Origin of the sequence: Bartonella tribocorum, from assembly GCF_002777915.1 — a bacterium.
Classification (GTDB): Bacteria; Pseudomonadota; Alphaproteobacteria; order Rhizobiales; family Rhizobiaceae; genus Bartonella; species Bartonella tribocorum_A.
In genome coordinates, this window is record NZ_NJGE01000001.1 from 1 (window position 1) to 12887 (window position 12887).

General features: G+C 37.4%; 12 protein-coding genes and 1 pseudogene. 7 read left to right on the forward strand and 6 right to left on the reverse strand.

What is annotated here, in order from left to right; translation table 11 throughout:
* Positions 1-55 precede the first annotated feature (55 nt).
* The 3 genes from CER18_RS00005 to thiD form a co-directional block, all read right to left on the reverse strand.
* Complete coding sequence (locus CER18_RS00005; RefSeq protein ID WP_100128070.1) at positions 56-244, reverse strand: hypothetical protein; 189 nt, start codon at positions 242-244, stop codon at positions 56-58.
* 386 nt (positions 245-630) lie between these two features.
* Entirely contained in the window at positions 631-816 is a 186-nt protein-coding gene (locus tag CER18_RS00010) for a hypothetical protein (RefSeq protein ID WP_100128071.1), read from the reverse strand.
* 122 nt (positions 817-938) lie between these two features.
* Positions 939-1793 (reverse strand): bifunctional hydroxymethylpyrimidine kinase/phosphomethylpyrimidine kinase, encoded by an 855-nt coding sequence (gene thiD / locus CER18_RS00015; RefSeq protein WP_100128072.1) that lies wholly within the window; start codon positions 1791-1793, stop codon positions 939-941.
* Between the two features lie 129 nt (positions 1794-1922).
* Between thiD and CER18_RS00020 the strand changes: the two genes are divergently transcribed.
* From CER18_RS00020 to CER18_RS00030, 3 genes are all read left to right on the forward strand, one after another.
* Positions 1923-2732, forward strand: coding sequence for a lysophospholipid acyltransferase family protein (locus CER18_RS00020; protein WP_100128073.1), 810 nt, complete (start codon positions 1923-1925; stop codon positions 2730-2732).
* Positions 2733-3463: 731 nt separating this feature from the next.
* Positions 3464-4555 (forward strand): D-alanyl-D-alanine carboxypeptidase family protein, encoded by a 1092-nt coding sequence (locus tag CER18_RS00025; protein WP_100128074.1) that lies wholly within the window; start codon positions 3464-3466, stop codon positions 4553-4555.
* A 411-nt stretch (positions 4556-4966) separates the two neighbouring features.
* A complete protein-coding gene (locus tag CER18_RS00030; RefSeq protein ID WP_180299358.1) occupies positions 4967-6028 on the forward strand; it encodes a CobW family GTP-binding protein in 1062 nt (353 codons plus the stop codon).
* Between the two features lie 889 nt (positions 6029-6917).
* Here CER18_RS00030 and CER18_RS00035 read toward each other — a convergent pair.
* The 3 genes from CER18_RS00035 to CER18_RS00045 all read right to left on the reverse strand — a co-directional run bounded on the left by CER18_RS00035 (position 6918) and on the right by CER18_RS00045 (position 9682).
* Complete coding sequence (locus CER18_RS00035) at positions 6918-7667, reverse strand: L,D-transpeptidase family protein (protein ID WP_100128076.1); 750 nt, start codon at positions 7665-7667, stop codon at positions 6918-6920.
* Positions 7668-7708: 41 nt separating this feature from the next.
* On the reverse strand, positions 7709-8665 hold the full coding sequence (locus tag CER18_RS00040; RefSeq protein WP_100128240.1) for an acetyl-CoA carboxylase carboxyltransferase subunit alpha: 957 nt from the start codon (positions 8663-8665) through the stop codon (positions 7709-7711).
* A 78-nt stretch (positions 8666-8743) separates the two neighbouring features.
* Positions 8744-9682, reverse strand: a complete 939-nt coding sequence (locus tag CER18_RS00045; RefSeq protein ID WP_100128077.1) for a site-specific tyrosine recombinase XerD — start codon at positions 9680-9682, stop codon at positions 8744-8746.
* 254 nt (positions 9683-9936) lie between these two features.
* On the opposite strand from CER18_RS00045, the pseudogene CER18_RS00050 reads away from it, so the two are divergent.
* From CER18_RS00050 to CER18_RS00065, 4 genes and pseudogenes are all read left to right on the forward strand, one after another.
* Positions 9937-10567 (forward strand): annotated as a pseudogene (locus CER18_RS00050) (shikimate kinase).
* Complete coding sequence (gene aroB, locus CER18_RS00055; RefSeq protein ID WP_100128079.1) at positions 10542-11675, forward strand: 3-dehydroquinate synthase; 1134 nt, start codon at positions 10542-10544, stop codon at positions 11673-11675. Before CER18_RS00050 ends, aroB begins: the two are co-directional and overlap by 26 nt.
* Positions 11676-12078: 403 nt before the next feature.
* Positions 12079-12462, forward strand: a complete 384-nt coding sequence (locus CER18_RS00060; RefSeq protein ID WP_100128080.1) for an MliC family protein — start codon at positions 12079-12081, stop codon at positions 12460-12462.
* Between the two features lie 17 nt (positions 12463-12479).
* The gene (locus CER18_RS00065) at positions 12480-12872 is read left to right on the forward strand and encodes an MliC family protein (protein WP_100128081.1); all 393 of its coding nucleotides are present in this window, start codon (positions 12480-12482) and stop codon (positions 12870-12872) included.
* Positions 12873-12887 lie beyond the last annotated feature (15 nt).

Below are 12887 nucleotides of genomic sequence, written 5' to 3' on the forward strand. Positions count from 1 at the left end.
CAGGCGCGTTTCTTTTTACATTAAAAAATTATAATAATGCATTGTTTTTTAATAATTATATCCCATAAAAATAGAAACGCGCCATATGGCGCATATCTTTTTTGCTTTTTGGGTCATTTTTGGTTGATTTTGGAGTCGATTGAACTTTTGGATTGATTTTTTTCAAAGGGTCTTCAAAGGCGGTTTTCTGGGCTTTCACAGACTCTTTAAAAATCTTCAAAGGACTTTCAAAGGCTTTTCTCATTTTTACAATGAAAACGCACTTTTTTCTGATTTTTGGTAATTTTCGCAATTTTAGGTGTCAAAATCTATTTTGACAAAACGCGCATTTAATGCTAAATTTTATGCATAAAAACAACAAATTATCACATATTCCTAACTAATCCCACCTCTTCCCACTTAATCCAAAACCTAATGTCAAACTACATGCATTAAATCTTATACTGATTCGTTTTTTTCAAATCATTTTTTAAAGGATTCTCTAAAGAAGCTTTAGATACCTTTCAAAGTTTTTTTTAAGATTCATAATTTCTTGTAAAGTATCTATTGAATTTGGATTTTAGATCATCAGATAACAATTTCTATCTCAGGCGGAATTTTTCTAGGAGATCCGTATAATCTGCTAGATCGCTAAAGCCTGAAAACGAGATGGACAGTTCCCATTGGTTCATGACATTGTTTGGCAACAATAACTTTAGCTTTGCCAGTGGCATTTTTCCCAAAAGCATTGATCAAAGGTTTCTTGCCATCCCGAGAATAATTTTTTTTAGTACTGGCAGCAGATTTTTTGCGACTTTGTAGGTTATAAAAGCTCATATAAAAGAATTTGCAATTACCTTTGAGCTAACAGATTTTTTTACAGCCCCAATATTAAAAGCCCAATGAATAATGACGAAACAAATTCATAGAATGAAGATTTTTACAATCAATTGTTTGTATCAATCTTTCCACAATGCATAAAAATGGTGAAGCGGTCCTCGCCCTTTCCCTACTTTTAAATCGTTTGAAGCCGTTAAAGCGCCATGTAAATAATCTTTTGCTTGTTTAACGGCGCAGTCCAAAGGTTGTGTAGGTAACAGAGCTGCAATAGCAGCAGAAATAGTACACCCTGTCCCGTGATCATGAGTGGTTGAAAGACGAGAAGCTTCAAGCATAATAAGATTTTTGCAATCACAATAAAGATCTGGACTAGAACAATCGTAATTTTCTGTACTGTTTCTGGTAAACGCGTTCAAATGTCCTCCTTTCAATAAAACAGCATGACACCCTAGCGCCAAGAGTCGTGGAGCATACTGATACATAGTTTCTAAAGACCATTGCACTTCGCATCCCAATAACAGTGCAGCTTCAGGCAAATTTGGCGTGATCAAAGTTGACATCGGCACAAGAACATCACGCATAATTTCAATGGTATCAGGCTTTAAAAGAACATCACCACTTTTTGCCACCATTACTGGATCAAAAACAATGAACCGCGCTTTATGATAAGCAAGACGTTCTGCAATAGCCTGTGCAATCTGAGCATTTGCAACCATACCAATTTTAACGGCATCAACATGGATATCCTCAAAAACCGCATCAATTTGATCCGCAACAAAAGAAGCATCTAATGCCTGAAAAGAACGCACACCCTGAGTATTTTGTGCAACAACAGCTGTCACCACACTCATACCATAAGTTTTCATAGCTGAAAAAACCTTCAAATCTGCCTGCATTCCAGCGCCACCAGAAGGATCTGTTCCCGCAATAGATAAAATCCGTGGAATAAAAAGTTCATCTTTTTGTAATTCCATTAACCTCTTTCCTTCTGTTTTTTAGTATCGGAAAATGAGTTACCAAAAAAATAGATGTTTGAAAAAACATAAAGAAGATGTTTTCTCTTATGAATTATATTATATACGAAGTCTTCTGATAGATATAAAATGGAAAATATAGTGCTCATCCTTCGTTCTATTCTTTTTACGTTCGCTTTTTATACAACAACTCTCATACAAATGATTCTTTACGCTCCAGTTTATTTTTTAATGCCCCGCAAAAAGGCGTGGATTGTCCCTAAAACATGGGCGCGCGTTACACTCTTTTTGCAAAAATATATCGCGGGTACACGTTATGAAATCGAAGGATTAGAAAATCTCCCCAAAGGGGCCTATATCATCGCTCCAAAGCATCAATCTGCCTGGGAAACTTTCAGCCTTGTTCCCTATTTTGATGATCCCACTCTCATTTTAAAACGTGAATTGATGTGGATTCCATTGTTTGGCTGGTATATGGCAAAAACACAAATTATCCCCATTAACCGCACAACGCCCATCAAAGCCTTAAAAGCGATTATACAAAAAGCAAAAGAAAAAGTAAAACAAGGGCGTCAAATCTTAATTTTTCCCGAAGGAACACGCCGACAACCGGGTCAAGAGCCAGATTATAAGTCAGGAATTGTTGCGCTCTATAATGAATTAGGGCTTCAAGTTGTTCCTATTGCGCACAATGCGGGTTTATATTGGCCACGCAATAATTTCCGCCGCTATCCCGGAACAATTCGTGTTCGTATTCTTCCTCCAATAGAAGCTGGTTTAAGCAAACGTGATTTTCTGGATCAACTTGTCCAAAAAACTGAAGAAGCGTGTGATGAACTGCTTCTCTTAGCGGCTCAAGATCCTACCCCTCCTCCTATGCCACCATCTGCCGTTCAGAAGCTTCAAAAACTGCAGCATCATGGCGTAAACTTTGATTGATAAACAATATCACTCTGTATAATTTAATAAAACATATGAAACAAGAATATAGGGGAAATATTTCAAATTTTCTCGTTCAACATCAATAAGACCTGTGTTACATTATCAAAAATGATCAATATATTGATTTTTTTGAAAAAGAATTCTTCCTCTTTTTAAAATTGTTTCAATAACATACAGAATATTGATTGATAACGATATCTTAGCGTTTTTTTTCAACTTGAATGAAAACTCTGAAGACCGTAAGATTCTCTCATTTCAAATTTATGTTGAATCAATCAAAACCATTTTCTTGCACGTTACAAGCGGAAAGAGCCGTGTATATAAAACTGTACAAGAAAGACATATCTCTTATGAGCCATCTCAAGTACTAAGGGCTGTCATAAACATTGTAGGCTGGAAAATTATTATTATAAATCAAATATATTAACGAATAAAATAGTATGCAAAATGTGTGATGATACTAGCTTGTTCCCTCCTAAAAAAATATCAATTTCCTCAAGAGCCTGAAATTTTGTACAATCTTCACTATTTAAAAAGTATTTCTTGAGATCCTTAAGCCATCAAACCAAATTCAAGGGGAAAATAAAGATGAACGTTGGTTTTTATTCCTAAGACATAATTCAATACAGCAATTAACCATCTGTCCTCTCTATCCTAGACTTAAGAGCTTTATATGCTACATTAAAACAATTCTAAATAATGAATAAGAAAGAACTGAATTTAAACTCATGCAACGTCTCTTCTACAATTTATTTTTTTATTTCCTTTTGAGTTTTTCGAGCTCTTTTGCTTTAGCGCAACCTTTTATTTCTGTTGATGTTACAACGGGACATATCCTAAAACATAATCAAGCTTTTGAGCGTTGGTATCCAGCTTCCTTAACAAAATTAATGACCGCTTATGTTATTTTTCGCGCCATGAGTCGAGGAGAAATTTCATCCAACAAACCGATCACCATCAGCGAATATGCCACAAAAGCTCCCTCGTATCGTTCTGGCTATAAAGCTGGTTCTGTTCTCACCCTTGATACAGCCTTAAGTATCACCATGGTTAAATCGACCAATGATTTGGCCATTGCTATGAGTGAAGCTGTTGCTGGTTCACAAAAAGCTTTTGTACAAAAAATGAACAGCGAAGCTAAACGTTTAGGCATGTTTGGCACCCATTTTGCAAATGCAAGCGGTTTACCAGACCCTCAAAACTATTCCACCGCACGCGATATCGCTCTTTTAGCCGTCCAAATACGTCGTGAATTTCCCCAATATGCTCATTATTTTTCTATTCCAGCCATTGATTTTGGTAATAACCGAAAAATCCAGCATAACTCAAACAACCTCATTGGCCGTTTTTATGGCATAGATGGTATGAAAACAGGCTTTATTTGCGCCTCTGGTTTTAATCTTGTTGCCTCAGCCACCCGCAATAAACGTACAATTATTGCTGTTATTTTAGGTGCAAACAACGTAAGTGAAAGGGAAGAAAAAGCAGCACAACTTCTTGAAATAGGATTTTTGCATCAAGGAAGCCGCCAATTAACACTAGCAACATTAAAACCTTATGGGAACAACATAACACAAGCCAACAATATGAAACAACAAACATGCACACCTGAAGCCATAAAAATGCATGCAAATTCATATGATGAGCAAGGAAATATTATTCTCACCTCACCTTTTATCACTGCGCCACCTTCTTTTTCTCATCCTTTAGCAGTGCACCTCATTCGTACGCCACAGACACCTAAAATAACGGTAAAACCACTAAGAAAACCCCATAGCCCGTATAAAAGACCCACAAACTATTCTATAAAAAAGCCATAAGCCATAATCTATGATTTAATTATAATGCATTGATTTTCATGATAGCTAATTATTTTTACCTTATGTCAGAACCATAAATATTGTAAGATTAACTTATTTGAAATCCATATCTGTTGATATCAATTAACATCTGTCTCTTGCACGCCACAAAGTGAATGAGCACATAGTTAAAATAATTAAAGCAAGAAATTAAAACTTTTCCTATAAGGTCTTTCAAGTACCAAGAATTATCATAACATTGGTGCTGAAAAAATGTATGATTATGCCCACACTTACCTTTATAAACGTAAAAATGATGATAAAATCGATTTCATAGGGAATTGACCTTTAATCCCTCACAGGCTCCCTTATGAATAGAGTTGACGTCGTAAGATATGTTTCTTTAAAATAAAACCACGGTTGATGATTAAAATGAAAATAAAGCGCATTCCTCTAACGCTTATTACTGGTTTTTTAGGCTCTGGCAAAACAACTTTGCTCAACCGTATGCTACAAGACCCTCTCCTAGCAGAGTGTGCTATTATCATCAATGAATTCGGTGAAATCAGTATTGACCACCTTCTGGTTGAAAAGACGACAGAAGGAATTATTGAGCTCGCCAATGGTTGCTTATGCTGCAATTTACGCAGTGATCTTATTGATACATTAATTGATTTAATCAATCGCGTCCAAACAGGACAAATTAAACAACTCAATCATATCATCATTGAAACAACAGGGATGGCTGATCCCGCTCCTATTTTACAAATACTTTTAAGCCACCCGTTGTTTATTCAAACATTGTCCATAAACGCTGTTCTTGCAACATTTGATACATTAAGCACACTTTCCATATGTGATCGTTATCCTGAAATATATAAACAATTAATCCTTGCCGATAAAATTATTCTTACCAAAACAGATCTTACGGCTCCACAAACGCTTTCAGATAAGTTTTTTAACACACTCAAAGCGCTGAATCCTACAGCACAAATCATTGACGCCCATTCTGAAGATTTCTGCTCAAATTTATTAATAAAGAACACATTATGGAATGAAAAAGGAGAAAATACACACCTTAGGCAAACTCTTACGACGGATCCACATGATCATCCCCCCCATAAAACCATTCGTACCTTTTCACTAGACTGCGAAGATCTTGTTGATTATGCCACAATTGAAGCTTTTTTAGATCTCCTACAAGACCGTTACGGTACAAAATTACTCCGTATTAAAGCAATTATCGCCTTGCGTGATGATCCTTATCGCCCACTTGTATTACATGGTGTACAAACATTTTTCCATCCACCCATAAGATTGCCAGCATGGCCAAAAGGAATAAAACAAACACGTTTTGTCATCATTGCCGATGGTGTTGAAAAAGAAGCAATACAAAAACTTCTCAATGCTTTTTTTAATAAACCAGCAATAGATACTGCAGACAAAACAGCTCTCTTGGAAAACCCTCTCATCATTCCAGGAATAAAGTTTTAATTCTTCCCTTCAATGATATAATGAAATCCTTTGAGCCATACCCTCTTTACGCTTTTAAAAAAGCAAAATAACCCCCACCATATATTTTTCCAGTCCCCAATGTTTGGAAAACGCTTGGCACTTGAAATGATTCATTAGAAGCATTTTTACTGTACAGCTTTATCCATGCGACGCTTCCTACTTATAACGTGCAAGCGAATGATTTTCATTGATTCATCATAAATAGATTTTAAGATAAAAGGACCTTATGATATTCCGGCTCTCATTCAAACCGAAAAAATGATAAATTATCGTTGTAAATCAAATTATTATTATAAAAATTCTTAATACTCATCAATCTGTCATTAGGTTGTTTTCTCTCGATATACGCTTTATCTGCAAACCACTTCAGGAGGTTCATTTCACAACCCTATTGGACAGATTCTTGGTTTTAAATATTCCGCTCAACTTTATTTCCCCAGCAGATTAAAACAAAATCCTCTTAAAGTTTAGGCAAAAAGCTAAAATCAGACAGAGTCAATATCGTATTTTAGATGTATGCATATAATATCTTATAGACCAGCATGATAAGACAATATTTTACAGCATGAAATAATAGAACCCTTTGAAAATAAAAAGAGAGGCGCATTTTATGTTAAACTTACTCTCCCTCTCCACTAAAAAACCAAGATTGCCACTCATATTGGTCTGCAAACAAGATAACTTCTCTGAGCAAGTGCCTTTTGGCTTCCCTCACTTTATCTGCTTGACTAACATAAAGCTCTATGAAAAAATTCTGCGCTTTAAAGTATGAATGCCCCCTAAAACACCCCATGCATAAAGTTTTTGCATGTCCTGTATCGCCATCATAGACGATAGTGTTTTAAGGTGTAGCAGAATAAAACAACACCTACCTCATTAAGGAAACTGAAGTTTTATCAATATCGTGATTAAAAATGTAACGTTTTTCATAAACTTCAACGGTCGGAGGTTGATGATTCTCTTCAAAAAAATCATAACCTTTCTTAAGCATAACCCAAAATTGATAATGAGGATCATTGCTATGACGTAACATATTATCCTTGGTCATGCGGAAAGGAAAAGCCTGCAACTGAAATGCTCTTTGTCCTCCTTTAAAAGCATCCCGTGCGAACGCATAAATTTGAGCCATGTTTTTATCACTCATAGAGTAACAACCAGCGGAAAAGCAAGAACCATGCACCATAAGATTGCTTCCTGTACGACCATTTTCCTGATCATAAAGGTTGGGAAATCCTATATTAAAAGAAAGATAATATTTTGAATAAGGATTCATTTGGTTTGCGGTAATCGTATAAAAACCTTCCGGTGTCTGAAGATCCCCTTCTTTGTATTTCGGTCCAAGCTTACCAGACCATTTACAAATACCATAGCGAGCAACCAAGATAAAAGGACCTGAACGAGATTGCTTCCAAACTTCAGCAACGTTTTCTTCTTTGAAAAATCGCATCAAAATTGGTGCATAGGGATCAATATCGTACAAAGCCATCCTATTCTGGATTTCCTGCGGAAGAGGCTGCTCAACTTTCGCACGAATAGAAGCTGGCAATCTTCCTTCACAAGCCGTCAATATTCCCATTACAAACAACACACACACAGCGAGGAATCTGTTAAATGTCATCGAAAAAAACTCCAATCCAACACCCCTCACAAAAAAACGACTTATGCTAATGACCGACCAATTTGAAGATATTTTTCTCTTCGCTCTTGTTTAAGAACTTCACCATCTTTTCCAGCCATAGTTTTTAAAGCTTCTGCAATAATCTCTCCCGTTGCATCAATGGCAACCTCTTTATCACGATGCGCTCCTCCTAAAGGCTCTGAAATAATGCCATCAATAATCTTTAAGCGATACAAATCTTGAGCGGTAATACGCATATTCATTGCAGCATCTTTTGCACGAGCTGGATCACGCCATAAAATGGAAGCCGCTCCTTCTGGAGAAATAACGGAGTAAATAGCATGTTCTAACATATAAACTTTATTGGCAGCCGCAATTGCTATCGCCCCCCCAGAACCGCCTTCTCCAATAACAACGGATACAACGGGAATTTTCAAACGCAAAGTTGCGGCTGTTGATTGAGCAATTGCTTCCGCTTGCCCACGTTCTTCAGCGCTTACCCCCGGATAAGCACCTGCCGTATCGACAAAGGTAAGAAGTGGCAAACCAAATCGGTCAGCCATTTCCATAATACGGACAGCTTTACGATATCCTTCTGGACGAGCAGAACCAAAATTATAGCGCAAACGTGTTTGCGTATCGTGACCTTTCTCTTGACCAATGTAAGCAACTGCTTCTCCTTTAAAGCGTGCAAAACCGGCTTGAATAGCCTCATCTTCAGCAAACTTTCGATCTCCTGCCAGAGGTGTAACATCACTCAATAGGCGTTTAGAGTAGTCCATAAAATGGGGACGATCAGGATGACGAGCGACTTGTGTTTTTTGCCATGGCGATAATTTTTTATAAAGATCGTGCAATGCCGTTTTGGAACGTTTTTCAAGACGCGCAATCTCGTCACTCATGTCAAGACTGCCTTTTTCCTGAGAAATTTTTTTTAATTCAAGAATTTTTCCGTCAAGATCAGCAACTGGTTTTTCAAAATCAAGATAATTATGCATTTGTACCAACTCATTCAGTGTCACTTATACACTTATAATTTCCTTTATAAAGTCTTTTTCCAAAACATCACCCTTTCTTTAACGAGCCTTTTGCGCATCGGCAAGGGGATGATGCTCATTGACTAAACGGTACAGTCCCTCTTCCAACACATGGGTATAAATCTGAGTGGTAGAAATATCAGAATGACCTAACAAATGTTGAACAGCGCGCAAATCAGCACCATTTTGCAAAAGATGGCTAGCAAAAGCATGGCGCAACACGTGGGGAGAAAAGCTTTCACTTTTTATTCCAGCCCTTTTAGCAAGATTTTTCAATTCCCGTGCAACAACCTGACGCGCAATATAGCCTGTTTCTGAATGCGCTGGGAAAAGATAAAGACTTTTCGCATCTTTTTCCTGATCACGCAAGTCCAACCACTGCAAAAGAACTTGATAGGCTTTTTTTGATAACAACACCATTCGTTCTTTTTTTCCCTTACCACGAACCAAAATACTGTATGCTTTCCCCCGAACAGCCTGCACAGGCAAACTCACCAACTCACTAATGCGTAATCCTGTTGCATAAAGCATTTCGCTTAACAGCTGAAGACGCAATGCGCGCAGATAATCCTTGGACCCATAATCTGCTTGATTAACCTCCAACTGTGCCAAATCAAGAAATTTTGTCACCGCATCTTCACTGATAATTTTGGGCAAAGGCCGCCCTTGGCGAGGAGCATCAATATCATGGGAAGGATCATCTGCTCTTAACCCTTCTGCATAGAGAAACTGATAAAATTGACGCAACGTCGATAAACGGCGCGCTTGTGAAGTTGCAGCAAAACCAAATGTATGCATGAGCGACAAAAGACCAATTAAATCTTCCTTTTGTGCTGAAAAAAGCGAAACCGAATGTGAAGACAATTCGTCTTGTACCCACTGTAAATCATGCTGATAAGCCGCAAGTGTATGGGCAGAAGCGCCTCGCTCAGCACTCATCATTTCAAGAAAACGCTCTATTACAATGTTACTTTTCATTGATTTATTCTCAAAGAAAGATTCTGCAAATCCAAAGAGACATCAACAGACATATCCACAGTTATGGGTTCAACAAAAACAACAAGAATGATCATTGTACTAAAAAGAATAGCAAACAAAATGAAAAGAATCATCAAAAGTCTGGTTAATGTTGGCATAAAATAATAAACTTTTCCAAAATACTCTATCTCTTATCCTACCGTATAAAGATTAACAGGAATTGACTTTAAAGCAGATAAATGCCGAAATAAGCTATGCAAAGTAATCGACCCCAACATCCGCCTATATCACAAATAAAAAGACAAATCTTATCTTCTCTTGATAATCAAGCTCTTGTATTCGTTGGTCTTATGGGAGCAGGGAAATCAGTCATCGGAAAACGTGTTGCCACCATGCTTGATTTACCCTTTTATGATTCTGATCAAGAAATCGAAAAAGCAGCACAAATGTCTATCGCAGAAATCTTTAAAATCTATGGTGAAGTAGAATTTCGTTCCCTTGAACAGCGTATTATTTTCAAGCTCATAAAAAAACGCCCTCTTGTCTTAGCAACAGGTGGCGGTGCTTACATAAATAAAGATACACAAAAAGCTATTCATCAAAATGGAATATCTATATGGCTCAAAGCAGATCTTGATATTCTTATGCAACGTGTTTCCAAGCGCCCAACACGACCGCTTCTTCAAACAGCAAATCCTAAAGAAACGATGCAAAAACTTATAGAACAGCGTTATCCTCTCTATGCAAAAGCACACTTAACAATTAACAGTCATAAAGAAAGCCCCTACAGTGTGGCAAAAAATGTCATCCGATCTCTACAGCACTACCTCCATACAAAAAATAGATAGAAAGAACGAACATGCACGCCCAAACCGTTACCGTTAAATTAGACAAGCACTGTTACGATATCATCATTGGTCCAGATCTTATTGCACAAGCAGCTTTACGGATTAAGCATTCTCTTAAGCAAAAAGATTTTCATCAAACACGCTTGGCAATTGTTACAGATACCAATGTTGCATCCCTCCATTTGGATACATTGCAAGCAGAATTAACAAAAAATAAAATCCATACTGTCCCTATTATTGTAGACGCAGGAGAACAATCAAAATCATTTTCAACCTTGCAAGTCGTCATCGACCAAATTCTTGCTGCACGCTTAGAAAGAGGTGACTGTGTTATTGCTTTTGGTGGTGGTGTTATTGGAGATCTAGCAGGATTTGCAGCAAGTATGATACGCCGCGGAATGAACTTTATTCAAATGCCCACAACGCTTCTTGCACAAATTGATTCCTCTGTTGGAGGCAAAACGGGCATCAACAGCCGATATGGTAAAAATCTTATTGGTGCTTTTTATCAACCGCAATGCGTTATTGCTGATACATCTGTTCTTGATACACTACCACCACGTGAATTTCGCGCAGGTTATGCGGAAATGGTCAAATATGGACTCATTAACCAGCCTGATTTCTTTGAATGGCTTGAAAAAAACGGACAAGAAATTTTTTCTAATGGCTCGATAAGAATAGAAGCCATTGTTCGCTCATGCCAATTTAAAGCTGCCATAGTCGCACGTGACGAATACGAAATCGGAGAGCGTGCACTCTTAAACTTCGGTCATACCTTTGGGCACATGCTTGAAACAGCAACCGCTTATGATTCAAAACGTTTAATTCACGGTGAAGCTGTAGCAATTGGAATGGTTCTTGCGCATCAATTCTCTGGACAACTAAATCTAGTAGCTCCCACACTCCCAAACCGTATCAAAACACACCTTAAAGCTGTAGGTTTACCTACGCAATTAAAGGATATCCCTGGAGATTTACCAAATGCTGAAACATTAATGAGTCTCATTGCTCAAGATAAAAAAGTTTCACAAAACAATCTGACTTTCATTTTGACACGCGGACTTGGCCAATCATTTATTGCAAAAAATGTTCCTCCAGATTCAGTTTTATCCTTTTTGGAACAAAAATTAACAGAAATCCGTTAATTCGTATTGAATATAATTGATTCGTTTTTATACTTCTATTAAAGAAATAGTTATGATGATGTCTGCGTAGCTCAGTAGGATAGAGCACAGGATTCCTAAAGAAATTGGGCGCCTCGAGGAGAAATTCTCAAAGCGGATCTGCTCAAATTCGGGGAAAGCTTCATAGGCAAAACTATATGCCAATCCCGAGCCAAGCCTCTCCTCACATGAGAGGAAGGTGTAGAGACTGAACGGGCGGCACCTAAAAGGCACAAGCTTCAAGGTGAAGAGACAGTCCAGACCACAAACAGCTTGTAAAGCTGGCGGTGAAAACCGAAGTGGTATGAATCCTGGGGTCGCAGGTTCGAATCCTGCCGTAGACACCATCATATAAGATAAATTACTTTTCATATAGGGAAGCATTATGAAAAAAACTCTACAAATTTTAGGATTTTTTTCCTCTTTATTATTTTTCAATGTCAGCAGTACCTTGGCTGCTGCTTTAGTCATTGAAGTATCAGGTAATCCAGAAACACAAACCATAACCTATCAATGTGATATGGGAGCAAATAAAGAACGCGTTGAAGCAACCTATCACAAAGCTGACAATATTTCATTGGTTGATTTCAAATGGAAAGGCGATCGTATTATCGCTGCAAATGTTATTGCTGCTTCTGGAGCAAAATATGTGGGGGAGCAATATATCTGGTGGGAGAAAAATAAAGAAGTAACACTTTATGATCTTATTCAAGACCCAGAAGAAAAAAAACCCATCCTATGTAAGGATGAATCACTGTTATTATTTTAAATAACTGAGGAAATGTCATGAAAAAAATTGCTTTTATTGTAAGATTTTTTGCTGCTTTAAGCCTACCACTCTTCGGTTCACTCAATGCTTTTGCTGGCTCTTTAGTTATTGAAGTTCCAGATGATCCAGAGCCAAAAACAGAAGTTATAGCCTATCAATGTGAAACAAGTACAAGTAAAGAGCGTGTTGAAGTAACCTATCTCAATGCTGGTAACATTTCGCTTGTTGATTTCAAATGGCAAGGAAAACGCATCATCGCTTCCCGCAGCATAAATGCTTCTGGAGCAAAATATATGGGAGGACCTTATATATGGTGGACAAAAGGAAATGAAGCCACACTTTCTGATCTCATTAATGATCCAGAAGAAAAAAATCTTATTCAATGTGTAGAAGAACAAAAAACAGAATAAAAAAGCTTATTGTAT